Below are 21,024 nucleotides of genomic sequence, written 5' to 3'. Positions count from 1 at the left end.
GCGGCCGTCAGGCGCGCATCAGTTCCTTCAACAAGGCCGCGCACTCGTTGGCCGCTTCGAGCGGCCAGTGCACGGTCACCGTCGTCCCTTCGCGCTGGATCTCGATGCGGATGCTGCGTTCGTTGGCGGGAGCCCTGCGCCGCGACAAACCCGCCAGCAGCCGCTGAAGCCAACCCGGAGCCGCCGGCTGCAGGTTCGGCGCCTCGACGACCACCGCCTCGACCTTCGCCGGCGCGGGCGCGGGTGCCGACGGGGCTTCCACCTTGGGGCCCAGCTCGCGAACGAGGTTCTGGCCGAACTCGTCCCACATCCGGTCGGCCTTCGTCTTCATCACGCTCAGGCCGAAGCTGCCCAGGCGCCCCAGCACGTCGACCTTGACCTTGATCCGCAGCTCGGTCGTGCCGTCCGCGCGCTCGCCGAGGAACATCTCGCTTTGCTGCTTGAGCGAGCTGGCCACCGAAGCGTCCTCGCCCGTGCCTTCGGCGCGCAGGTAGTGCGGCGCGCGCTGCTCCACGATCGTCGTCTTCAGCTTGAACTTCGCGCTGACGAAGGCGATCTTCACCGCCATCAGCGCCTTGTACTCGGTGGGGCTGACCACCTCGATGGACTGCATCCCGGGCACGGTGCGGCCCATCACCTGCGGGTCCAGCAGCAGCTCCCACACCCGCGCGGCCGGCGCGGGAATGTCCAGGGTCTTCTCAATTTCCATGCATCTTCTCCGCCGCGTCCAGCACGGACTCCACGATCTGGCTGTAGCCGGTGCAGCGGCACAGGTTGCCGCCCAGGCCGTGCCGCACTTCTTCCTCGGTCGGCCTCGGGTTGCGCGCGAGCAGGGTGCACGACGCCATCAGGAAGCCGGGCGTGCAGTAGCCGCATTGCAGGCCGCCGCATTGCATGAAGCTTTCCTGCAGCGGATGCAGCCGCTCGCCTTGCGCCAGGCCTTCCACCGTGGTGACGCTGCAGCCGTCGGCCTGCACGGCCAGCGACAGGCAGGACTTCACCACTTCGCCGTCGACCAGCACCGAGCAGGCGCCGCAGGTGCCGGTCTCGCAGCCGCGCTTGGTGCCGGTGAGGTGCAGGTCGTCGCGCAGGAAGTCCGACAGCATGCGCCGCGCCGGGACTTCCGCTTCCTGCCGCTCGCCGTTGACGACGAGGGCGATGCAATGCTTGCTCATGCAGGTTCTCCTTCCACGCCGAACAGGCCGGCGATGGTGCGGCGGGCCACGACGCGCACCATGTCGCGGCGGTAGTCGGCCGAGCCGCGGATGTCGGAAATGGGGGTGATGTCTTCGGCGACGATGGCGGCGGCTTCGGCGGCCACCTCCCGCGTCACCTGCTTGCCGCGCAGGAAGTCCTCGGCGCGCGCCAGCCGATGCGGCACGGCCACCGATGCGCCGACCACCAGCCTGGCCTCGCGGCACAGCGCGCCGTCGCGGCGCGTCACCAGCGACACGCTGGCCAGGGGCCGGTGTTCGGCGGCCGTGCGCAGGAAGCGCGTGTAGTGGCCGCTGCTGTCGGGCACCGGCGCCGGCACGCGGATCTCGGTGACCAGTTCGTCCGGCTCCAGCGCCGTCACGTAGTAGTCGACCAGGAACTCCTCGACGGCCAGCACGCGCTCGCCGCGCGCGCTGCCGAGGACCACCTGCGCGCCATGCGCCATCAGGCAGCCGGGCGGATCGGTCGCCGGGTCGGCGTAGCAGAGGTTGCCGCCGAGCGTGCCCTGGTTGCGCACTTGCGGGTTGGCGACCTGTGCCGCCATCGCCGCGAGCACCGGATAGTGCTTCTGCACGATTTCCGAACGCGCAACGTCGCTGTGCTTGCACAAGGCGCCGATGCGCAGGCCGTGTTTCGGATCGAAGGAGATGCCGCGCAAGGCTTCGAGCTTGGCCACCGACACGATGTGCGTCGGCGTCACCATGCGCTGGCGCATCGCCAGCATCAGGGCCGTGCCGCCCGCCATCACGCGCACCTCGTCGACCAGGTCGGCCAGCATGCGGCTGGCTTCCGCCACCGTCGCGGGCTGCAGGAAGTCGAAATCACGCATGGCCGGCCTCCCGCGCACGCAGCGCCGCCAGCACCTTCTCGGGCGTGATCGGCAGGTCGGTGATGCGCACGCCGACGGCATCGAACACCGCGTTGGCGATCGCCGCGGCGCCGGGCAGGATCGCGCACTCGCTGGCGCCCTTGGCGCCGTAAGGCCCGTTCGGGTCGATGGACTCCACGATCCCGCTGCGCAGCATGGGCAAGGCGTCCGGCGTCGGCATGGTGTAGTCGGCGAAGTTGCCGTTGGCGATGCGGCCGTCTTCCAGCACCAGCTGCTCGTACAGCGTCCAGCCGATCGCCTGCGCCGCGGCGCCGTTGCTCTGGCCGTGCACCGCCAGCGGGTTGAAGGCCTTGCCGCAATCGTCGGAGACGAAGCTGTCGACCAGCGTCACCTGGCCGGTGGCGGTGTCGACTTCCACCTCGACCGCCTGCGCCGCGAAGGAGTAGGCCGGCGAGATGTTGCCCATGATGGTCTGCTTGTCGAACATGGTGGTCTGGGCGTCCCAGCTGCCGGTGACCTGGATGCCTTCGCCGCCGTGCTTCCAGATGTGATTGCGGGCGAGTTCGGCCAGGGTCAGCTTGCGTGCCGGGTCGGCCTTCAGTCGCACCGTGCCGTTCGCGCATTCCAGTTCGGACGCGTCCACCTGCAGCATCAGCGCGGCCTGCGCCACCAGCTTGTCGCGCGCCAGGCGCCCGGCGACGATGGCGGCGTTGCCGGCGACGATGGTGACGCGCGAGGCCAGCGTGCCGATGGCCCAGGGCGAGGAATCCGTGTCGGGCAGGGTGATGTGCACGTGCGCCAGCGGGATGTCGAGCTCGTGCGCGATCACCTGGCACAGCATGGTCTGCGCGCCCTGGCCGACGTCGGCCTCGCTGCAGTGGATGATGGCGCGCCCGTCCTCGTTGATCTTCACCATCACGCTGGAGCCGTCCCAGTTGCCGATGGTGCGGTTGCCGCTCACGTGCATGGCTGCCGCGATGCCGACGCCACGCCGCTTGGCGCCCTGGCGCGCGCCGCGGCCGCGCTTGTCGTTCCAGCCGATCGCGTCGACGCACTGCGACAGGCACTCCTGCAGGCCGGTGCTGCCGATCTTCCAGCCGTGCACCGAGGTCTCGCCGGCCTCGATCGCGTTGATGCGGTGCACCTGCACCGGGTCGAGATCGAGCTTGCGCGCCATCGTGTCGATGTGGCTGTTCAGCGCGAACTGCATCTGGGTGCCGCCGAAGCCGCGGAAGGCGCCGTGCGGCGGCGTGTTGGTGTACGCCAGGGTGGCGTGCGAGCGTACGTTGGCGTTGCGGTGCATGTTGTCGCTGCGCATGGCGCTCACGTGCATCACCTCCGGCGCCAGGCCGCTGTAGGCGCCGCAGTCGGCGACGATGCGCACGTCCTTGGCGACGATGCGGCCGGCGCGGTCCATGCCCAGCTTGAGCGTGATGCGCTCCGGCACGCTGGACGGCGCGGCCAGGAAATCTTCCAGCCGGTTGTTGACCACCCGCACCGGCCGGCGGGTGCGCAGCGCCAGCGCGCCGGCGACCAGGCTGTTGGCGTCCTCGATCATCTTGCCGCCGAAGCCGCCGCCGGTGGTGGCCTGGATCACGCGCACCTGCGTCACCGGCAGTTCCAGCACCGCGGCCAGGCGTGCCCGCACCAGGTGCGCCGAGTGGGTGGAGGTCCACACCTGCAGGCGGCCGTCGGCATCGACCGTCGCCACCGTGGCCATGGGTTCCATGTAGCCCGGGTACTGGGCATGCGTGGTGTAAGTCGCTTCGTGCACCAGGTGCGCCTGGGCGAAGGCCGCATCGACGTCGCCGCGCTCGTAGCGGATGTCGTGCGCGACGTTGTCGCTGCGGCCGGGGTGCACGTGCGGCGCGTCGGCCGCGAGCGCCGCTTCCGGCGTGAGCAAGGGGGGCAGCTCCTCGTACTCGACCTGGATCAGGTCGAGCGCGTCGCGGGCGATCTCCTCGCTCACGGCGGCCACGGCGGCGACTTCCTCGCCGGCAAAGCGCACCATGCCGCGGGCGAAGGTGAGGCGCTCCTTCTTGTGCACGCCCCAGGGCACCTGCGGGCCGTCCTCGCCGGTGATCACCGCCTTCACGCCGGGCAGCGCCAGCGCCTCGGTGGCGTCGATGCGGACGATGCGCGCATGCGGCCAGGGGCTGCGCAGCACCTTGGCATGCAGCATCCCCGGCAGCTGGAGGTCGCCCGTGTACTGGGCGCGGCCCAGCACCTTGGCGCGGGCGTTGACCTGGGGCACCGCGGTGCCGAGCGTGGAGGCAGTCATCGCGGGTCTCAGTTGGAGGCGCTGATGCCCAGTTCCTTCATCAGCTTGCCCATCTGCGCGTATTCCTCGGCATTGGTCCGCTGCAGCACTTCGGGCGCGCCGCCGGCCGGCTCGGCGCCGTAGGTGGCGAGCTTCTCCACGACTTCCGGTTCCTTCAGGATCGCGTTCAGGTGCGTGTTGAGCAGCGTCACGATCTCCTTGGGCGTGCCCTTGGGCGCGAAGAAGCCGTTCCAGGCGCCGACCACCACGTCCTTGTAGCCCGACTCCACCAGCGTGGGCACGTTGGGCGCCAGCTTGCTGCGCCTGGCGTCGCCGATGGCCAGCGGCACCAAGCGGTTGGTGCTCACGTATTGCGAAACCGCGCCGATGGTGACCCAAGCGGTGTTGACGTGGCCCGCGACGACGTCGGTCACCGAGGGGCCGACGCCGCGGTAAGGCACGTGCGAGAGCTTCACGCCGGCGCTGCGATTGAGCCATTCGCCCGCGAAGTGCATCGGCGAACCGGCGCCGGGGCTGGCGTAGCTGAGAGTCTTGCCCGACTTGGCGGCGGCGACCAGTTCCGGCACCGACTTCACGCCCGCACCGGGGTTGGCCACCAGCAGCAGCGGCTGGGTGGCGGTCTTGATGATCGGCTCGAAGCCATTCAGAACGTCGTAGCTGGCGGCGGGTGCGAGGCCCATGACCATCGGCGCCGTCGTGAAGGGGTTGGGCGTGAACAGCAGCGTGTAGCCGTCCGCCGCGGCACGGCCGACGTAGCTGTTGCCGATCGTGCCGCCGGCGCCCGGGCGGTTGTCGACGATCACCGACTGGTGGAGACGCTGCGACAGCTTCTCGGCGAACATGCGCGCGATGGCATCCGTGTCGCCGCCCGGCGGGTAGGAAACCACGATGGAAATCGGCTTGGCCGGGTACGCGGTCTGGGCGGAGGCCGGCGCGAGGGCCAGGCCGCAGGCCAGGGCAAGGGCGCCAAGCGCCAGCTGTCGACGGGATGCGTGCATGGGTGCTCTCCAGTTGTGTTGATTGGTCAACACGCGCATCCTAGGCCTGTGTTGACATGTCAACAAGAGGTATCCTTGCAGCTGCCTGGGACAAATCTCACCTGTGGAACAATCCGCCCCCTCCATGCCCCCGACCGACGACAGCACGCAGCAAGCCAGCCCCTGGGACGACCTGGACGAGGACGGCCGTGGCCTGCTGGTCAACGATTTCCTGACCACGCTGGTCGTGACGACCGGCAATGCGCTGCGGCGCACGGTCACGCTGCAGTACACCGGGGAGTTCGGCCTGACCATGCCCGAGTGGCGCGTGCTCTCGGTGCTGGCGGAGGCGCGCGAGCTCCCTTTTGCCGAACTCACCGTGCGCTCGGCCACCGACAAGGGCCAGTTGAGCCGGACGCTGCGGGCCATGCAGGAGCGCGGCCTGCTGGACATGCGCAGCGAAGCGGCGAAGAAGGTGACCTGCGTGGTGACGAAGGCAGGCCTGGCGCTCTATCGGCAGGTGATGCCGGTGGCGCGCAAGCGGCAGGCGGCTTTCATCCGGCAGTTGTCGCCGGTGGAGCGGCGCGCGCTGTTCGGCGCTTTGCACAAGCTGCGGGACTTGTGCGGGGCGGATGGGGAGGAGGCGAGCGAGTGAGGAATGGCGGGGTCGCTGCGCGAACCCACCTTACTCCTGTTCGATGAGGTAGCGCGTGACCAGGGGCGGCGCGTCCCCGACGTGGAACGACAGCCGCAGGTCCCGCAGCTTCACGTCATCCGCCGTCACCCGGTCGAAGCGGCGCAGGTGCTCCGTCCACGACGCATCGATGATCTGTTCGACGTAGTGCGCGGGGTCGTACAGGTCGTGCAGCAGCTGCCAGTCGAGCGCGCCCTGGCGCAGGCGGGCGCGGCGGCTCTCCTGCATCAGGGCCAGAAATTCTTCCGTGCGCGCCGGATCGATGCGGTACTCCACCCGCAGCTGGATGCGGCCGGGCCGCGGCGGCTCGATCATCTCCGGCACCTTGAGCACGCCGGGCTTGGGCGTCAGGTCTTCCTCGGTGCCGCGGTCCACCACGAAGCGCTGCGCCAGCGCCATCACGACCACGCTGCTCACCGCGGCGATCGCCAGGGCCTCGTGGATGTTGCTGACGGTGGCGACCTGGCCCCAGACGGCGGCGCCGAGCGCCGTGCTGCCCATCAAGGCCATCTGGTAGATCGACATGCCGCGCGCGCGCACCCAGTCGGGCAGCGCCATCTGCGCGGCGACGGTCAGCGAGTTCGCCACCGTGATCCAGCAGACCCCGAAGAACACCATGGCCGGCACCGACAGCCAGATGGTCGGCGAAAAGGCGACCACCAGCATCGCGGCCGACTGCACCATCGTCCCCACGGCCACGCGCTTCTGCAGCGGCAGCCAGGCCCGGATGCGCGGCATCAGGACAGCCGCGATGATGGCGCCCACGCCCATCGACGCCAGCAGCAGGGTGAAAGTGCCGGCCGAGCCGCCGGGCAGGGCGCGCGCCACCAGCGGCAGCAGCGCCATGGCGGCCGTGGAGTGCAGGAAGAAGATCGCGATGCGCACCAGCAGGGCGCGCATGCGGCTCGATTGCCAGACGTACTGCACGCCCACGCGCATGGCGCTGGTGAGCGGCTCGCGCCCGAGCGGGCTTTCGCGGTGCTCGCGCCGCCAGCGCCAGATCACCAGGCCGGCCACGATGGAGAGCGCCGCATTCAGCACGAACACCCAGGCGCTCCCCGCGCTGGCGATCAGCGCGCCGGCGGCCAGCGGCCCGATGATGCGCGAGGCGTTCATCGCGATGCCGTTCAGCGCCAGCGCCTGGGGCAGCTGCGGCCGGCTCACCACCTCGGGAATGATGGCCGCGAACACCGGCCAGCGCATCGCCAGGCCGACGCCGTTGGCGAAGGTCAGCGCCAGCAGCAGCGGCGCCGTGAGGTGGTCGGTGACGATCACGACGCACAGCACCGTGGCCACGATCGCCACCCAGAACTGCGTGAACATGAAGTAGCGCTTGCGGTCCACCGTGTCGGCCAGCGCGCCGCTGGGAATGCCCAGCACGAAGACCGGCAGCGTCGAGGCGCTCTGCACCAGCGCGACCCACAGCGGCGAGGGCCCCAGCGACGTCATCAGCCAGGCCGATGCCACGTCGTTCATCCACATGCAGGTGTTGGCGGCCAGCCAGGTGAACCACAGCATGCGGAACACCCGCGACTGCAGCGGCCCGAACGCGGATTCGGGCTGGACGACGGGACGCCGCGTGTCGGTTTCGTCGAAGCGGGAGTCGGGCAAAGGCGCGGCGCTCAGAAGCGGCGTTCCAGCACCAGCTGGTCGTTGTCGCGGCGCATCTGGAAGCGGCTGAGGTAACTGTTGCCGAGCAGGACGTAAGGCATGCCGCCGGGCGACACGGCCGCTTCCACGTCGAACACTTCCACGTCGCCGATGCGGATGGAATTCAGGCGCACCAGCCAGCCCTGGGCCTGGCCGTTGGCGGTGTTGAGGCGGATCGGCTGGCCCTTCTTGTAGTCGAGGCCGATGCGTTCGGCATCGCTGACGCTCAGGCCCACGCCGGTGGCGCCGGTGTCCACCATGAACTGCACCTGGCGGCCGTTGATGCTGCCCGGCGTGACGAAGTGGCCGCCGCTGCCGGCGGTGAGCACGATCTTGCTGCCGCGCGAGCTGCCGCCGCCGCCGAAGCTGCCGGGCGCGTCGCCCACGCGCAGCGTCTGCCGCTGGCCGTCGAACTCCACCACGGCCTGGTCGCCCTGCGTCGACAGGACCTTCACGCCCTTGTGGGACTCGCCCGGCGCCACCGCCTTGGGCGCGCTGCCGTCGATGATCAGCAGCGCCTTGTTGCCCATCATGCCCTGCAGCGCCACCTGCGCGAAGGCGCAACCCGCCAGCGCCGCCACGAGGGCGGCCACCATGCGCTTCATGCTCAATCCCGGAAGTTGTTGAACGACAGGGGCAGGTCCGCCATTTCCTTGCGCACCAGCGCCATGGCCGCCTGCAGGTCGTCGCGCTTGGCGCCGGTGACGCGCACCGCGTCGCCCTGGATCGCCGCCTGCACCTTCAGCTTGCTGTCCTTGATCAGGCGCTGGATCTTCTTGGCCTGCTCCGACTCGATGCCGCTGCGGATCTTGAGCACCTGCTTGACCTTGTCGCCGCCGATCTTCTGCACCTCGCCCTTGTCCAGGAACCGGGCGTCGACCTCCTGCTTGGTCAGCTTGCCGAGCAGCACGTCCATCACCTGCTGCAGCTGGAAGTCGGCGTCGCCGGTCAGGACGATCTCCTTCTCCTTTTCCTTGAGCTCGATGGCGGCGGCCGTGCCCTTGAAATCGAAGCGGGTGCCGATTTCCTTGGCGGTGTTCTCCACGGCGTTCTTGGCCTTCACCATGTTGGGCTCGCAGACGGTATCGAATGACGGCATTGCGGTTCCTCTCCTACCCCTGTGGCGGGTTCTCTTCGGTCACAATTCTCCCATGATCGTCGAGCAAAACGCGTCTTTGCAGCCGCACAACACCTTTGGCATCGTCGCCAAGGCCCGGACCCTGGTGCGGGTGCGGGGCGAGGAGGACGTCCAGGCCGTCCTGGCTCATCCGGAGCTGGGCCCGGAGCCCAAGTTCGTGCTGGGCGGCGGCAGCAATATCGTGCTGACCGGCGACGTCAAGCCGGTGGTGCTCAAGGTGGAGGTGCCCGGGCGGCGGATCCTGGAGGACGGGCCCAAGGCCACCATCGTGGAATTCGGCGCCGGCGAGAACTGGCACGAGGCCGTCACCTGGACCATCGAGCAGGGGCTGGGCGGGCTGGAGAACCTGGCCCTGATCCCCGGCACGGTGGGCGCCTCGCCGGTGCAGAACATCGGCGCCTACGGCATCGAGCTGCAGGACCGCTTCGAGTCGCTGGACGCCATCGACCTGCAGACCGGCAAGGTCTTCACGCTGGACGCCTCCCAGTGCGCCTTCGGCTACCGCGACTCGGTCTTCAAGCACTCGCCGGCGCGCGACAGCGACTTCGGCCTGGCCGGCCGGGCGCTGATCCTGCGCGTGCGCATGCGCCTGCCCAAGCCCTGGAAGCCGGTGCTCGGCTACCTGGACCTGCAGCGCAAGATGGCCGAAGTGAAGGTCGAGAACCCCACCGCGCGCCAGATCTACGACTGGGTGGTGGCCATCCGCAGCGCCAAGCTGCCCGATCCGCGCGTGATCGGCAATGCCGGCAGCTTCTTCAAGAACCCCACGGTGACGCCCGAGCAGTGCCAGGACATCATCGCCCGCGAGCCGAACATCGTGCACTACCCGATGCCGGACGGCACCATGAAGCTCGCCGCGGGCTGGCTGATCGACGCCTGCGGCTGGAAGGGCAAGTCGGTCGGCCAGGCCGGCGTGTACGAGAAGCAGGCGCTGGTGCTGGTGAACCGCGGCGGCGCCACCGGCGGCGAAGTGGTCACGCTGGCGCGGGCGATCCAGACCAGCGTCTACGAGCGCTTCGGCATCCGGCTCGAACCCGAGCCTGTCGTCGTGTGAGCGGCGGCAGCCTCGCGGCCTGGCAGCAGGGGCTCCTGCGCCACGGGCGGCTGGCGCAAGGCGTGCTGCTATTGAGCGTGCCGGTGATCGTCGCCCTGGGCCTGATGCGGGGCGTTCGCGGCTGGATCCCGGCCGTCGTCGCGGTGGGAATCGCCGCTTTCGCCCTCGGCGGCTGGCTGCGCTGGCGGCGCGAGCGCGTGATCCGCGAAGCGCCGCTGCCGCAGTTCCTCAAGCGCAAGCTGCGCGAAACCTATCCCCAGCTCACGCAGAAGGACGCCGCGCTGGTCGAACGCGGCCTGCGGCAGTTCTTCCTGGCCTGCCACCGCAGCCGGATGCGCTTCGTCGCCATGCCTTCGCGCGTGGTCGACGCGATGTGGCACGAGTTCATCCTGCACACCCAGGCGTATCGCGAGTGGTGCGCGCTGGCGCTGGGGCATTTCCTGCACCACACGCCGTCGGAGGTGCTGGGCGCGAATGCGGCGCACAACGACGGCCTGCGCCGCGCCTGGTACTGGGCCTGCAAGGACGAGGCGATCCACCCGCGCCAGCCGACGCGCCTGCCCTTGCTGTTCGCGCTGGACACCAAGCTGGCCATCGCCAACGGCTTTCACTACGTGCCCGACTGCCGGGCGCTGTTCGGCGCACGCGATGCGGACGGCGCGCCCGTCCATTGCGCCACCAGCTTCGGCGACGGCTCCGCCAGCGGGGACGCCGGCGGGTTCGGTGGTGAGGTGTCGTCCGACGGCGGCAGCGCGGAAGGCGGTGGCGACGGCGGAGGGGGCGGGGACGGCGGTTGCGGCGGGGGTGGTTGCGGGGGCGGTGGGGATTGACCCCACTCAGCGCCCTGGCTCCAGCCTCTCGTCCAGGAACTGCTGCACTGCCCGGAACAACTGCATCCGGTTCTTTTCCATGATGACCGTGTGCGTGCCTTCGCCGATCTGGACGTAGCGCTTGTAAGGCACGTTGGTCAGCTTGTCGAAATAGGCGTAGAGCATGTAGCTCGGAAGGTCGGCGTCCCACTCGGCATGGGCCAGGAAGGTCGGCACGCGGATCAGTCCCGGATCGTAAACCGCCTTGCCGGCGCCCCAGTAGTCGCGGCCGTCCTGCACCACGCCGTTGGGCGCGCGCAGCATCGGCGGGTTCATCTTGCCGCCCACGGGATCCGTGGCGATCGTGGCGGCGGCCCAGGCTTCGAACCAGCCGGGCGGAATCAGGTCGGCTTTCTTGGCTTCGGGGACGCCGGTGAGCCAGCGCGCCTTGGCCGAGTCCATGGAGACCAGCCGGTAGGCGCCGATCTTGCCGCCGCTGTCGGTCAGGGCCGCCGTATTGCGGATCCATTGCGGCGCATACAACACCAGCTTGTTGACCTTGTCGTTGTTCTGCGCGGTGTACCAGCCCATGATGGTGGTGCCCCATGACCAGCCGAGCAGGTTGATCTTGTCGACGCCCCGGCGCTTGCGGATGAAATCGACGGCAGCGGCGACGTCCTTCACCGCGGTGGCACTGCCGGCAAACGGTTCGTTGCGCTCGGCGGGTTGGTCCATCTGCGGCGGACGCGTGGAGCGCCCGTATCCACGCACGTCGACCAGGTAGACGTCGTAGCCGTGGCGGACGATGTAGTCCATCCACGACAAGCCATTGAGCTGCAGGTCGAAGGCCGTTTCGGCCGGGTAGGTGGCGCCGTGCACGAACAGCACGATCTTGTCGCCGCTGTAGTCGCTGCGGCCGGCGGCGTGCTTGTTGCGCACGTAGAGGTCGATGCCGGGCTCGGACGGCACCATGAACTCCTCCATGGCAATCGACGCTGGCGACTGCATGCTGGCGCAGCCGGCCAGGAAGGCAAAGACGAAAGGAAGGAACAGGCGTGCGATTCGCATGGGGTCTCCTCCGTTGTTGGGCGACCCAGCATAGCGATTTCCGTCCTTCCCGCGTAGGCGGGAACCCAGGGCTTGCAACAAGTAAAAAGCGGCCCGCAGGCCGCTTCTCCAATGTCCTGGATCCCCGCCTGCGCGGGGATGACCTGGACTTACTCCAGCGACGGCAGCGGCGTATCCCCGCCCGTGACCAGCAGGCCGGCGCGCGAATACACCGCCAGCTTCTCCCGCGTGTCCGTGATGTCCAGGTTGCGCATGGTCAGCTGGCCGATGCGGTCCTTGGGCGAGAAGGGGGCGTTCTCCACCTTTTCCATCGACAGGCGCTCGGGCGCGTAGGTGAGGTTCGGCGACTCGGTGTTCAGGATCGAGTAGTCGTTGCCGCGGCGCAGTTCGACGGTCACCTCGCCGGTCACCGCGCGCGCCACCCAGCGCTGCGCCGTCTCGCGCAGCATGATGGCCTGCGGGTCGAACCAGCGGCCCTGGTACAGCAGGCGACCCAGGCGGCGGCCGTTGTCGCGGTACTGCTCGATGGTGTCTTCGTTGTGGATGCCGGTCACCAGCCGCTCATACGCCAGGAACAGCAGCGCCAGGCCCGGAGCCTCGTAGATGCCGCGGCTCTTGGCTTCGATGATGCGGTTCTCGATCTGGTCGCTCATGCCCAGGCCATGGCGGCCGCCGATGCGGTTGGCTTCCAGGATCAGTTCGACCGGGTCGGCGAAGGTCTTGCCGTTCAGGGCGACCGGCTGGCCTTCCTCGAAGCGCACGCGCACTTCCTCGGCTTTCACCACGACGTCGTCCTTCCAGAAGGCCACGCCCATGATCGGGTTCACGATGCGGATGCCGGAGTTGAGGTTCTCCAGGTCCTTGGCCTCGTGGGTCGCGCCGAGCATGTTGCTGTCGGTGGAATAGGCCTTCTCGGCGGACATCTTGTAGCCGAAGCCCGCCGCCGTCATGAAGGCCGACATCTCCGCGCGGCCGCCCAGTTCGTCGATGAAGGCCTGGTCCAGCCAGGGCTTGTAGATCTTCAGGTTGGGGTTGGTCAGCAGGCCGTAGCGGTAGAAGCGCTCGATGTCGTTGCCCTTGAAGGTGCTGCCGTCGCCCCAGATGTGCACGTCGTCCTGCTTCATCGCCGCCACCAGCATCGTGCCGGTCACGGCGCGCCCCAGCGGCGTGGTGTTGAAGTAGGTGATGCCGGCGGTGGAGATGTGGAAGGCGCCGCACTGCAGGGTGGCGATGCCTTCGTGCGCGAGCTGCTTGCGGCAGTCGATCAGGCGTGCCTTCTCGGCGCCGTATTCCATCGCCTTGCGCGGGATCGCGTCGTAGTCCGGCTCGTCGGGCTGGCCCAGGTTGGCGGTGTAGGCATAGGGCATCGCGCCCTTCTTCTTCATCCAGTGCAGCGCGGCGCTGGTGTCCAGGCCGCCGGAAAAGGCGATGCCGACCTTCTGGCCCAGGGGCAGGTTCTCGAGGATGGTGCTCATGGTGTTCGCTTCAGCCGAAGTGGCAGATGTAGTGGTAGCCCTCGGCCGTGCGGATCTCGAAGCTCGAGTTGCCCGGCACGGAGAATTTCTCGCCGGCGCCCGACTTCTTCCACTCGGTCGAGCCGGCCAGCTTGTATTCGCAGGAGCCCCCCACGCATTCCATGACTTCCGGGGCGCCGGTCTTGAAGGTCAGCGACGCGGGCAGGATCACCCCCACCGACTTCTTCGTGCCGTCGGCCAGCGTGATGCTGTGGCTGACGCACTTGCCGTCGAAATACACGTTGGCCTTGGTCGCGACGGAGGCGACGGCGAGTTGCTCGGTGCTCATGGAATAAGGGTGGGGCTGGGGGAAACCCGTAATTTTAGGCGAGTGGCGGCGGCGCCACTGAATCCGGCCGGCCTGGCCCTGCGTATCTCCTGCATCCAGAATGCTGCCCATGACACCAACCACTTCCGACCAGGACCTGATTGCGCTGATCGACGGCGTCGGCGCCCGCCTGGCGGACCCCGAGCGCCAGCGCCAGAGCGAGCGGGCGCTGCGCGACCTCTACGACCGCACTTCGTCCCGCCTGTTCGGGCTGGCCTTGCGCGTCACCGGCAACCGCGACTTCGCCGAAGACGTGCTCCAGGAGGCCTTCATCACCGTCTGGCGCTCGGCGGGCGACTACCGCGCTTCGCTCAGCCCGCCGCTGGCGTGGCTGGGCATGATCGTGCGCAGCCGCGCGCTGGACTTCCTGCGCCGCCGCACCAGCGAACGGGCCGACGTCCACCAGACGCTGGACGATGCCGTGACGGAGACCGTGGCCGGCGACGCCGCCGATCCCATGGACGCCGCCGAGGCGAGCGAACAGGCCTGGGCGCTGCACGAGTGCCTGCGCAAGATGGAAGGCCGCCAGCGCGAGGTGGTGGCCCTGGCCTACCTGCGCGACCTGAGCCACAGCGAGCTGGCGCAGCAGCTCAAGCTGCCGCTGGGCACCGTCAAGACCTGGATCCGGCGCGGGCTGGACCAGTTGCGTGGCTGCATGGCCAACTTTGCCTGAAGGACGCGCCATGAACATCCTTCAGAATCCCGAACTGGTCGACCGCCTCGCCGCGGCCTACGCCCTGGGCACCTTGCGCGGCGGGGCGCGGCGCCGCTTCGAGGCCATGGCGCGCCAGAGCCCGACGCTGCGCGTCACGGCGCGCGTATGGCAGGAGCGTTTCATGTCCATGACCGAGCTGCAGAAGTCCGAGCAGCCCAGCCCCGAGGTGTGGAAGAAGATCGCCAACGTGCTGGCGGCGGAGCCGCGGGCCGTGCCTGCGGCCGACCCGATGGCCGACCTGCTGCGGCGCGCCCGCAACCTGTGGCGCGGGGCGGCGCTCGTGGCCGGGGTTGCCGCCGTTGCGGCCGTCACCGTCTCGCTCGGCCTGCGGGGCGAGCTCGAAGGCAAGCAAGCCACCGTGGCGCAGCTGCAATCGCAGCTGGCGGCGCAGCCCGACGTGCGCTATGTCGCCGTGCTCACCGACGACAAGGCGGCGCCGGCGATGCTGGCCACCTTCGACCCCCGCCGCAACACGCTGATGCTCAAGCGCGTGGGCGGGTACCAGGAAGGTCCGGACAAGTCGCTGCAGCTGTGGGCGATCCCCGATGGCGGGGCTCCGCGCTCGCTGGGCGTGCTGGGCGAACAGCCCGTGCTGCGCATGACGGCCGCCGAGCAGGTGATGGGCGCATCGAGCGCGCTGGCCATCACCCTGGAGGCCAAGGGCGGGGTGCCCGCCGGCAGCCCGGCGGCGGGGCCGGTGCTGTGGAAGGGCGCGGTGATCCAGACGCCGATCTGAAAGTGAAACGGCCTCCCGAGGGAGGCCGTCTGCACGGATTCGCGGAGGGTGGATTCGCGACCAGCGACCCCACCGGGGCGCGTCAGCGCCAGTGCCGCCCGCCTCCGCGGTACACGTAGCCGAAGCTGAACGAAACCGGCGGGTAGTACGGGCGGTACACCGGGTACACCGGGTACGCCGGGTACGGATACGGGTAGGCGGAATAGACCACCGGCGGCGGCGCCATCATCGGCTGCTGCGCCATCACTTGCGGCTGCATGACTTGCGGCTGCATCACCTGGGGTTGCATCACCTGCGGCTGGCCCTGCATCGCCGGCGCCGTCACGACCTGGCCCTGCGCCAGGTTCGCGCTGCCTTCGGCCATCGCGCCGACCGGGGCGATGTTCAGGTTCACGGTGCGGCCCGGGTCGTTGGCCATCTGCGTCGTGTACTGGCGGCCTGCGTATTCGTAGGTCACGTTGTAGCCGACGGTGCGGTTCTCGTACGTGTTCTCGGTGATGCAGTTCGGCACCATGCGGGTGTTGTTCGAGGCTTCGACGTTGCTGCCGACGACCGCGCCCAGGATGGCGCCCACGCCCATGGCCGCCGCGTGGCCCGCGCCGCCGCCGACCGCGCTGCCCAGCGCCGCGCCGGCGATACCGCCGACCAGGGCGCCGCCGCCCGACTGCGGGTACTGCACGACCTGGTTGTTGCACACCTGGCGCGGCACCGCGACCTGTTGCACGATCGGTTGCGAGGAAACGACGAGGCCGACTTCCTGCGCGCTCGCTCCCAGGGCGGCTGCGCCCAGGGCGGCGAAGAGAATGGTTTGCTTCATGGCGAGAGCCCGTTGTACTGCGATGGCGGAAGTTTAGGCAGAGCCACAAAGGGTCGCCAGGCTTTACGGTAAAGCCCGGGTAAAAAGCGACAGCGCTACGCGGCCTTTCGTGTGCGCCAGTCGTCAGGGTCGAAACCGACCGTCACCGTTCGCGCATCCCATTCGACCACCGGGCGCTTGATCACGCTGGACTGCTCCAGCATCAGGGCGCGCGCGCCGGACGCGTCGGCGGCAGCCGACTGCACGGCGGGATCGAGCTTGCGCCAGGTCGTTCCCTGGCGATTGAGCAGCTTCTGCCAGCCGGCGCTGGCGACCCAGTGATCGAGCCGATCCGGCGGCACGCCTTGCTTCTTGAAATCGTGGAAGGTGTAAGCGATGCCTTCGCTCGCGAGCCAGGCCCGTGCTTTTTTCACGGTGTCGCAATTCGGGATGCCATAAACGGTGATGCTCATGGGTGTGATCTTAGTCACGGACAATAGGGGGCATGAAGACACTGGAAGAGTGGCTGGCGCACTGCGAGCGGCTGCACCCGAAGACCATCGACATGGGCCTGGAGCGCGTGCGGGCCGTGCTCGAACGCATGAACCTGCGCTTCGATTGCCCCGTGATCACCGTGGCCGGCACCAACGGCAAGGGCTCGACCTGCGCGATGACCGAAGCGATCTGCCTGCAGGCGGGCTGGCGCACCGGCGTCTACACCTCGCCGCACCTGGTGCACTTCGAGGAACGCTGCCGCATCGCCGGCGAGATCGTGAAGGAGGCCGACCTGCTGCCGCATTTCGAGCGCGTCGAAGCGGCGCGGCAGGACACCTCGCTGACCTACTTCGAGTTCACCACCCTGGCCATCCTCGGCCTGATGGCGGCCAGCAACCTGGATGTCGCGATCCTCGAGGTGGGGCTGGGCGGCCGGCTCGACGCGGTCAATGCCATCGACACCGACTGCGCCATCATCACCAGCATCGACCTGGACCACACCGAGCTGCTGGGGCCGGATCGCGAGAGCATCGGCCGCGAGAAGGCCGGCATCCTGCGCGCCGGCAAGCCGGCCATCGTCAGCGACCCGATTCCGCCGCACAGCGTGCTGCAGTACGCCGACGCGCTCGGCGCCGACCTCTGGCTGCTGGGGCGCGACTACAACTTCTCGGGCGACAAGCAGCAGTGGGCCTGGGCCGGCCGCGGCCGCCGCTACGCGGGCCTGGCCTATCCGGCCCTGCGCGGCGCCAACCAGTTGATCAACGCCTCGGGCGTGCTGGCCGCGCTGCAGACCCTGCGCCAGCGGATCCCGGTGACGGCGCAGGCCGTGCGCAACGGGCTGGCGATGGTGGAGTTGCCGGGCCGCTTCCAGATCGTCCCCGGGCAGCCGACGCTGGTGCTGGACGTGGCGCACAACCCGCATTCGGTGGCGGCGCTCACGGCCAACCTCGACGCGATGGGCTTCTATCCGACCACGCACGCCGTCTTCGGTGCGATGGCCGACAAGGACCTGGCGCCGATGTTCGCGAAGATCGGCCCCTTGGTCGACCGGTGGTACTTCACCGACCTGCCGACCCCGCGCGCGGCGTCGGCGAAAGACTTGCAGGCGCGCTGGCAGGCGACGCCCGGCCGCCGCGAGGTGCCGTCCAGCACCCATGCCAGCCCCCAGGCCGCCCTGCAGGCTGCGGTCGAGCTGGCGGACCCCGCTGATAGAATCCTGGTCTTCGGATCCTTCTTCACGGTGGGTGGCGTCCTGCAGCAGGGCGTGCCCCGCCTGGCCGCCAAACACCTCGGCTGACAACCCCCAACCCATGGCTTTGTTCAAGAACCGCAAGAAGGTCGACGAACCGGTCGCGGCGGCAACGCCGGCCGAGAGCATCGACGCCATGCGCCGGCGCGCGCGGCACCGCCTGATCGGCGCCGTCGTGCTGGTGCTGGCCGGCGTGGTCGGCTTCCCGCTGCTCTTCGACACGCAGCCGCGTCCGGTGGCCGTGGACATCCCGATCGAGATTCCCGACCGCAACAAGGTCAAGCCGCTGCCCCTGCCGCCGCAGGCGCCCGTCGCCGCCGGCAAGGTGATCACCGAGCCCGCGCCCGTGATCACGGAGTCCAAGGCCGAGGCCAAGGTCGCCGAGGCCAAGCCGGAGGTTGTGACGGCGCCGGCGCCGGTCGAGAAAAAGCCCGAGCCCAAAGCGGAAGCGAAGCCCGAACCCAAGCCCGACGCGAAGGCCGAAGCGAAAGCCGATGAAGCGGCCAAGGCCCGCGCCCTGCTGGACGGCAAGACCGTCGAGGCCGCGGCCAACGGTACCCGCTGGGTGGTGCAGGTGGGCGCCTTTGCCGACGTGACCAAGGCGCGCGAAGCGCGCCAGAAGGTCGAAAAAGCCGGCCTGAAGACCTATACCAACGTCGCCGAGACCAAGGACGGCAAGCGCATCCGCGTGCGCGCCGGTCCGTTTGCTTCGAAGGACGAGGCCACTCGGGCCGCGGAAAAGATCAAGGGGCTGGATTTGCCGGCCGCCATCCTCACCTTGTAAGTGGCAGCGCTCGACTGGGCCGTCATCATCGTGCTCGCGGCCTCCGTGCTGCTGGGGCTGCTGCGCGGGCTGGTCTACGAAGTGCTCTCGGTGCTGAACTGGCTGGTGGCCTTCGTGCTGGCGCAGTGGTTCGCCGCAACGGCCGCGCAGTGGCTGCCGATGGGCGGCGCGGGCCAGGCCCTGCGGTATGCGGCCGGCTTCGTGGTGGTGTTCATCGCTTCGCTCATCCTCGGCGGCCTCGTCGCCTGGCTGGTGAAGAAGCTGGTGGAGGCGGTAGGCTTGCGTCCGGTGGACCGGGCGCTGGGCGGCGTGTTCGGCCTGGTGCGTGGCACGGTGGCCGTGCTGGCGCTGGCGGTGGTGGTGCATCTCACGAGCTGGCGCACGGCCGACTGGTGGACGGAATCTGTTTCGGGCGGCGTCGCAACCGCGGCCCTGCGTGGTTTGAAGCCGGTGGTGCCCGAGAAATTCGGTGCCTACCTGCCGGCGTAAAGGAAGCGAACTTATGTGCGGAATCGTTGGGGTCGTCAGCCAGGGCCCGGTGAACCAGCTGATCTACGACGCGCTGCTGCTGCTGCAGCACCGCGGCCAGGACGCGGCCGGCATCGTCACGCTGCAGGGCCGCAAGGTCTTCATGCACAAGGCCAAGGGCATGGTGCGCGACGTGTTCCGCACCCGCAACATGCGCGCGCTGCCCGGCACCGCGGGCCTGGGCCAGGTGCGCTATCCCACCGCCGGCAACGCCTACAGCGAGGAAGAGGCGCAGCCCTTCTACGTGAACGCGCCGTTCGGCATCACGCTGGCGCACAACGGCAACCTCACCAACGCGCAGGCGCTGAAGGCGGAGCTGTTCTCCACCGACCACCGCCACATCAACACCGAAAGCGACACCGAGGTGCTGGTGAACGTGTTCGCGCACGAGCTCGAGCGCAACACGCGCGGCCTGCCGCTGACACCGCAGGACGTGTTTGCCGCCGTGGGCGCGGTGCACAAGCGCGTGCGCGGCTCCTACGCGGTGGTGGCGCTGGTCGCCGGCCACGGCCTGGTCGCCTTCCGTGACCCGTACGGCATCCGCCCGCTCTCCATCGGCCGCGGCGCCGACGGCACGGTGATGGTGGCCAGCGAATCGGTCACGCTGGAAGGCACGGGCCACAAGTTCGAGCGCACCGTGGCGCCGGGCGAGTGCGTGTTCGTCGACCTGAAGGGCCAGGTGCATGCGCGCCAGTGCGCCGAGAAGCCGCAGCTGTCGCCCTGCATTTTCGAATTCGTCTACCTCGCGCGGCCCGACTCCGTCATGGACGGCATCTCGGTCTACCAGGCCCGCCTGAACCTGGGCGAGACCCTGGCCAAGCGCGTGATCTCCACGGTGCCGCCCAACGAGATCGACGTGGTGATCCCGATCCCCGAATCCAGCCGTCCCAGCGCGATGCAGCTGGCGCAGCTCCTTGGCCTTCCGTACCGCGAGGGCTTCGTCAAGAACCGCTACGTGGGCCGCACCTTCATCATGCCGGGGCAGGGCGTGCGCAAGAAGAGCGTGCGGCAGAAGCTCAACGTGATCGAGAGCGAGTTCAAGGGCCGCAACGTGCTGCTGGTGGACGACTCCATCGTGCGCGGCACCACCAGCCGCGAGATCGTGCAGATGGCGCGCGACGCCGGCGCCCGCAAGGTCTACATGGCCAGCGCCGCGCCGCCGGTGCGCTTCCCCAACGTCTACGGCATCGACATGCCCACGTCGACCGAGCTCGTCGCCCACGGCCGCACTGTCGAAGAGGTGCGCGAGCTGATCGGCGCCGACGCGCTGATCTACCAGGACGTCGACGGCATGAAGAAGGCCATCGGCTCGCTCAACCCCGCGATCGACGGCTTCGACGCGTCCTGCTTCGACGGTGTCTACGTCACCGGCGACATCAACCCCGAGGACATCTCGCGCATCAACGAGGCGCGCATCGGGCAGGAAGACCCGCTGGAAGAAAACACGACGCGCCTGGCCATTCCCAACGCGCAGGAAGCCTGACCCGGGCGCGCTATTGCGGCGCCGGCCCGTCGAAGACCACTTCCACTGGCCGCTGCAGCGCCTTGCCCTGCTGCGCCATCCACTTGCGGGCGAACTCCCGCACGGTCTCCTGCGCGCTCGCGAACTGCGCCTGCCGGTAGGGGAGGCTCTCGCCGCGCAGCGCGAGTTCCGGCCCCAGGTGGCGGATGGCATTTTCGCGGTTGGCCGCCGGCGCCGGCGACAGCACGCTTTGCTCGGACGTGACGATCTCCATGCGATCGGTATCGAAGGCCACCGGTCGTTGCAGTTGCAGCGGCGGCACGGTGAGCCGGTAGTGGTCGCCGGCCGGCAGCAGCCGCCATTCCTCCGCCAGCGGAATGCGGTAGACGTAGTGCGCCGGCACGCGGACGCGCGAAACCGTCTTGGGCAGCATGCTGCAGTCCACCAGCGGACAGTCCCACGCGGTCTGCCAGCCGAATTCCTCCGTCTTGCGCAGTTCGCTCACCTGGAGGAATCCTCCGGGCGTGCGCACCACCTCGATCCGCGCGGGGTCCAGCAACTCCACCTTCTGCTCGCTCGGCGGGCGGCCCGGCCCCAGGCGATACCCCAGGACTGCGGCGAGGCACGCGGCCAGGATCACGGCAAGCGAAAGGAGGGGGCGCTTCATCGGGAGGTTGGGCCCATTGTGGCGCAGCGCCGCGC

Annotated in this window: 23 protein-coding genes; 9 read left to right on the top strand and 14 right to left on the bottom strand. The window is 69.1% G+C overall.

Features of this window, described 5'->3' with window-relative positions:
- Positions 1-7: 7 nt before the first annotated feature.
- From LZ009_RS15920 to LZ009_RS15900, 5 genes are read right to left on the bottom strand one after another with little or no spacing between them, the layout of a single operon-like run.
- A complete protein-coding gene (locus LZ009_RS15920; protein ID WP_275698929.1) occupies positions 8-709 on the bottom strand; it encodes an SRPBCC family protein in 702 nt (233 codons plus the stop codon).
- Entirely contained in the window at positions 699-1,175 is a 477-nt protein-coding gene (locus LZ009_RS15915; protein WP_275698928.1) for a (2Fe-2S)-binding protein, read from the bottom strand. The genes LZ009_RS15920 and LZ009_RS15915 overlap by 11 nt, the downstream gene beginning before the upstream one ends.
- The gene (locus tag LZ009_RS15910) at positions 1,172-2,044 is read right to left on the bottom strand and encodes an FAD binding domain-containing protein (RefSeq protein WP_275698927.1); all 873 of its coding nucleotides are present in this window, start codon (positions 2,042-2,044) and stop codon (positions 1,172-1,174) included. Before LZ009_RS15910 ends, LZ009_RS15915 begins: the two co-directional genes overlap by 4 nt.
- The gene (locus LZ009_RS15905; RefSeq protein ID WP_275698926.1) at positions 2,037-4,325 is read right to left on the bottom strand and encodes a xanthine dehydrogenase family protein molybdopterin-binding subunit; all 2,289 of its coding nucleotides are present in this window, start codon (positions 4,323-4,325) and stop codon (positions 2,037-2,039) included. The genes LZ009_RS15910 and LZ009_RS15905 overlap by 8 nt, the downstream gene beginning before the upstream one ends.
- 8 nt (positions 4,326-4,333) lie before the next feature.
- Positions 4,334-5,323 carry a Bug family tripartite tricarboxylate transporter substrate binding protein gene (locus LZ009_RS15900; RefSeq protein ID WP_275698925.1) on the bottom strand — a complete coding sequence of 330 codons (990 nt, stop codon included), beginning with the start codon at positions 5,321-5,323 and terminating at the stop codon, positions 4,334-4,336.
- 124 nt (positions 5,324-5,447) lie between these two features.
- On the opposite strand from LZ009_RS15900, the gene LZ009_RS15895 reads away from it, so the two are divergent.
- Entirely contained in the window at positions 5,448-5,957 is a 510-nt protein-coding gene (locus tag LZ009_RS15895) for a MarR family winged helix-turn-helix transcriptional regulator (protein ID WP_275698924.1), read from the top strand.
- Positions 5,958-5,987: 30 nt separating this feature from the next.
- Here LZ009_RS15895 and LZ009_RS15890 read toward each other — a convergent pair whose 3' ends face one another.
- The 3 genes from LZ009_RS15890 to LZ009_RS15880 are packed head-to-tail and all read right to left on the bottom strand — an operon-like array spanning position 5,988 to position 8,745.
- Entirely contained in the window at positions 5,988-7,607 is a 1,620-nt protein-coding gene (locus LZ009_RS15890) for an MFS transporter (protein WP_275698923.1), read from the bottom strand.
- An 11-nt stretch (positions 7,608-7,618) separates the two neighbouring features.
- Positions 7,619-8,251: a retropepsin-like aspartic protease family protein gene (locus tag LZ009_RS15885; RefSeq protein WP_275698922.1), complete on the bottom strand. Its 633-nt coding sequence runs from the start codon at positions 8,249-8,251 to the stop codon at positions 7,619-7,621.
- Positions 8,252-8,253: 2 nt separating this feature from the next.
- Positions 8,254-8,745 (bottom strand): YajQ family cyclic di-GMP-binding protein, encoded by a 492-nt coding sequence (locus tag LZ009_RS15880; RefSeq protein ID WP_275698921.1) that lies wholly within the window; start codon positions 8,743-8,745, stop codon positions 8,254-8,256.
- A 52-nt stretch (positions 8,746-8,797) separates the two neighbouring features.
- Here LZ009_RS15880 and murB point away from each other — a divergent pair, with 52 nt between their 5' ends.
- Together murB and LZ009_RS15870 are read left to right on the top strand one after the other, a co-directional pair.
- On the top strand, positions 8,798-9,838 hold the full coding sequence (gene murB, locus LZ009_RS15875) for a UDP-N-acetylmuramate dehydrogenase (RefSeq protein ID WP_275698920.1): 1,041 nt from the start codon (positions 8,798-8,800) through the stop codon (positions 9,836-9,838).
- On the top strand, positions 9,835-10,668 hold the full coding sequence (locus tag LZ009_RS15870; RefSeq protein ID WP_275698919.1) for a glycine-rich domain-containing protein: 834 nt from the start codon (positions 9,835-9,837) through the stop codon (positions 10,666-10,668). Before murB ends, LZ009_RS15870 begins: the two co-directional genes overlap by 4 nt.
- A 6-nt stretch (positions 10,669-10,674) precedes the next feature.
- On the opposite strand, the gene LZ009_RS15865 is transcribed toward LZ009_RS15870, so the two are convergent.
- The 3 genes from LZ009_RS15865 to ppnP form a co-directional block, all read right to left on the bottom strand.
- Positions 10,675-11,715: an alpha/beta hydrolase gene (locus tag LZ009_RS15865; RefSeq protein WP_275698918.1), complete on the bottom strand. Its 1,041-nt coding sequence runs from the start codon at positions 11,713-11,715 to the stop codon at positions 10,675-10,677.
- A 149-nt stretch (positions 11,716-11,864) separates the two neighbouring features.
- Positions 11,865-13,190 (bottom strand): argininosuccinate synthase, encoded by a 1,326-nt coding sequence (gene argG, locus LZ009_RS15860; protein ID WP_275698917.1) that lies wholly within the window; start codon positions 13,188-13,190, stop codon positions 11,865-11,867.
- Between the two features lie 10 nt (positions 13,191-13,200).
- Positions 13,201-13,518 (bottom strand): pyrimidine/purine nucleoside phosphorylase, encoded by a 318-nt coding sequence (gene ppnP / locus LZ009_RS15855; protein ID WP_275698916.1) that lies wholly within the window; start codon positions 13,516-13,518, stop codon positions 13,201-13,203.
- A gap of 109 nt (positions 13,519-13,627) precedes the next feature.
- Here ppnP and LZ009_RS15850 point away from each other — a divergent pair, with 109 nt between their 5' ends.
- Together LZ009_RS15850 and LZ009_RS15845 are read left to right on the top strand one after the other, a co-directional pair.
- Positions 13,628-14,230: an RNA polymerase sigma factor gene (locus LZ009_RS15850; protein ID WP_275698915.1), complete on the top strand. Its 603-nt coding sequence runs from the start codon at positions 13,628-13,630 to the stop codon at positions 14,228-14,230.
- A gap of 10 nt (positions 14,231-14,240) precedes the next feature.
- Entirely contained in the window at positions 14,241-15,008 is a 768-nt protein-coding gene (locus LZ009_RS15845; RefSeq protein WP_275698914.1) for an anti-sigma factor, read from the top strand.
- Between the two features lie 82 nt (positions 15,009-15,090).
- Here LZ009_RS15845 and LZ009_RS15840 read toward each other — a convergent pair whose 3' ends face one another.
- Positions 15,091-15,825 carry a glycine zipper 2TM domain-containing protein gene (locus LZ009_RS15840; RefSeq protein ID WP_275698913.1) on the bottom strand — a complete coding sequence of 245 codons (735 nt, stop codon included), beginning with the start codon at positions 15,823-15,825 and terminating at the stop codon, positions 15,091-15,093.
- 95 nt (positions 15,826-15,920) lie between these two features.
- The gene (locus LZ009_RS15835; protein WP_275698912.1) at positions 15,921-16,277 is read right to left on the bottom strand and encodes an ArsC family reductase; all 357 of its coding nucleotides are present in this window, start codon (positions 16,275-16,277) and stop codon (positions 15,921-15,923) included.
- Between the two features lie 32 nt (positions 16,278-16,309).
- Between LZ009_RS15835 and folC the strand changes: the two genes are divergently transcribed.
- From folC to purF, 4 genes are read left to right on the top strand one after another with little or no spacing between them, the layout of a single operon-like run.
- Positions 16,310-17,596 carry a bifunctional tetrahydrofolate synthase/dihydrofolate synthase gene (gene folC / locus LZ009_RS15830; protein ID WP_275698911.1) on the top strand — a complete coding sequence of 429 codons (1,287 nt, stop codon included), beginning with the start codon at positions 16,310-16,312 and terminating at the stop codon, positions 17,594-17,596.
- Between the two features lie 13 nt (positions 17,597-17,609).
- A complete protein-coding gene (locus LZ009_RS15825; protein WP_275698910.1) occupies positions 17,610-18,332 on the top strand; it encodes an SPOR domain-containing protein in 723 nt (240 codons plus the stop codon).
- Positions 18,333-18,821, top strand: a complete 489-nt coding sequence (locus LZ009_RS15820) for a CvpA family protein (RefSeq protein WP_275698909.1) — start codon at positions 18,333-18,335, stop codon at positions 18,819-18,821.
- Positions 18,822-18,834: 13 nt separating this feature from the next.
- Entirely contained in the window at positions 18,835-20,343 is a 1,509-nt protein-coding gene (purF, locus tag LZ009_RS15815) for an amidophosphoribosyltransferase (protein WP_275698908.1), read from the top strand.
- 10 nt (positions 20,344-20,353) lie between these two features.
- On the opposite strand, the gene LZ009_RS15810 is transcribed toward purF, so the two are convergent.
- Entirely contained in the window at positions 20,354-20,989 is a 636-nt protein-coding gene (locus tag LZ009_RS15810) for a hypothetical protein (RefSeq protein ID WP_275698907.1), read from the bottom strand.
- Positions 20,990-21,024: the final 35 nt, after the last annotated feature.

It is taken from the genome of Ramlibacter paludis, assembly GCF_022012305.1.
GTDB lineage: Bacteria > Pseudomonadota > Gammaproteobacteria > Burkholderiales > Burkholderiaceae_C > Ramlibacter > Ramlibacter paludis.
The sequence above is the reverse complement of the archived record's forward strand: the minus strand, read 5'-3'. Positions and strand labels throughout refer to the sequence as shown.

Excerpts from the sequence above, each read along its gene's own strand:
- LZ009_RS15840 (WP_275698913.1), bottom strand. The coding sequence starts at position 15,825 with ATGAAGCAAACCATTCTCTTCGCCGCCCTGGGCGCAGCCGCCCTGGGA.
- LZ009_RS15845 (WP_275698914.1), top strand. The coding sequence starts at position 14,241 with ATGAACATCCTTCAGAATCCCGAACTGGTCGACCGCCTCGCCGCGGCC.
- LZ009_RS15905 (WP_275698926.1), bottom strand. The coding sequence starts at position 4,325 with ATGACTGCCTCCACGCTCGGCACCGCGGTGCCCCAGGTCAACGCCCGC.
- LZ009_RS15910 (WP_275698927.1), bottom strand. The coding sequence starts at position 2,044 with ATGCGTGATTTCGACTTCCTGCAGCCCGCGACGGTGGCGGAAGCCAGC.
- argG (WP_275698917.1), bottom strand. The coding sequence starts at position 13,190 with ATGAGCACCATCCTCGAGAACCTGCCCCTGGGCCAGAAGGTCGGCATC.
- LZ009_RS15880 (WP_275698921.1), bottom strand. The coding sequence starts at position 8,745 with ATGCCGTCATTCGATACCGTCTGCGAGCCCAACATGGTGAAGGCCAAG.
- LZ009_RS15865 (WP_275698918.1), bottom strand. The coding sequence starts at position 11,715 with ATGCGAATCGCACGCCTGTTCCTTCCTTTCGTCTTTGCCTTCCTGGCC.
- purF (WP_275698908.1), top strand. The coding sequence starts at position 18,835 with ATGTGCGGAATCGTTGGGGTCGTCAGCCAGGGCCCGGTGAACCAGCTG.
- folC (WP_275698911.1), top strand. The coding sequence starts at position 16,310 with ATGAAGACACTGGAAGAGTGGCTGGCGCACTGCGAGCGGCTGCACCCG.
- murB (WP_275698920.1), top strand. The coding sequence starts at position 8,798 with ATGATCGTCGAGCAAAACGCGTCTTTGCAGCCGCACAACACCTTTGGC.
- LZ009_RS15920 (WP_275698929.1), bottom strand. The coding sequence starts at position 709 with ATGGAAATTGAGAAGACCCTGGACATTCCCGCGCCGGCCGCGCGGGTG.
- LZ009_RS15825 (WP_275698910.1), top strand. The coding sequence starts at position 17,610 with ATGGCTTTGTTCAAGAACCGCAAGAAGGTCGACGAACCGGTCGCGGCG.
- ppnP (WP_275698916.1), bottom strand. The coding sequence starts at position 13,518 with ATGAGCACCGAGCAACTCGCCGTCGCCTCCGTCGCGACCAAGGCCAAC.
- LZ009_RS15915 (WP_275698928.1), bottom strand. The coding sequence starts at position 1,175 with ATGAGCAAGCATTGCATCGCCCTCGTCGTCAACGGCGAGCGGCAGGAA.
- LZ009_RS15835 (WP_275698912.1), bottom strand. The coding sequence starts at position 16,277 with ATGAGCATCACCGTTTATGGCATCCCGAATTGCGACACCGTGAAAAAA.
- LZ009_RS15810 (WP_275698907.1), bottom strand. The coding sequence starts at position 20,989 with ATGAAGCGCCCCCTCCTTTCGCTTGCCGTGATCCTGGCCGCGTGCCTC.
- LZ009_RS15895 (WP_275698924.1), top strand. The coding sequence starts at position 5,448 with ATGCCCCCGACCGACGACAGCACGCAGCAAGCCAGCCCCTGGGACGAC.
- LZ009_RS15850 (WP_275698915.1), top strand. The coding sequence starts at position 13,628 with ATGACACCAACCACTTCCGACCAGGACCTGATTGCGCTGATCGACGGC.
- LZ009_RS15900 (WP_275698925.1), bottom strand. The coding sequence starts at position 5,323 with ATGCACGCATCCCGTCGACAGCTGGCGCTTGGCGCCCTTGCCCTGGCC.
- LZ009_RS15885 (WP_275698922.1), bottom strand. The coding sequence starts at position 8,251 with ATGAAGCGCATGGTGGCCGCCCTCGTGGCGGCGCTGGCGGGTTGCGCC.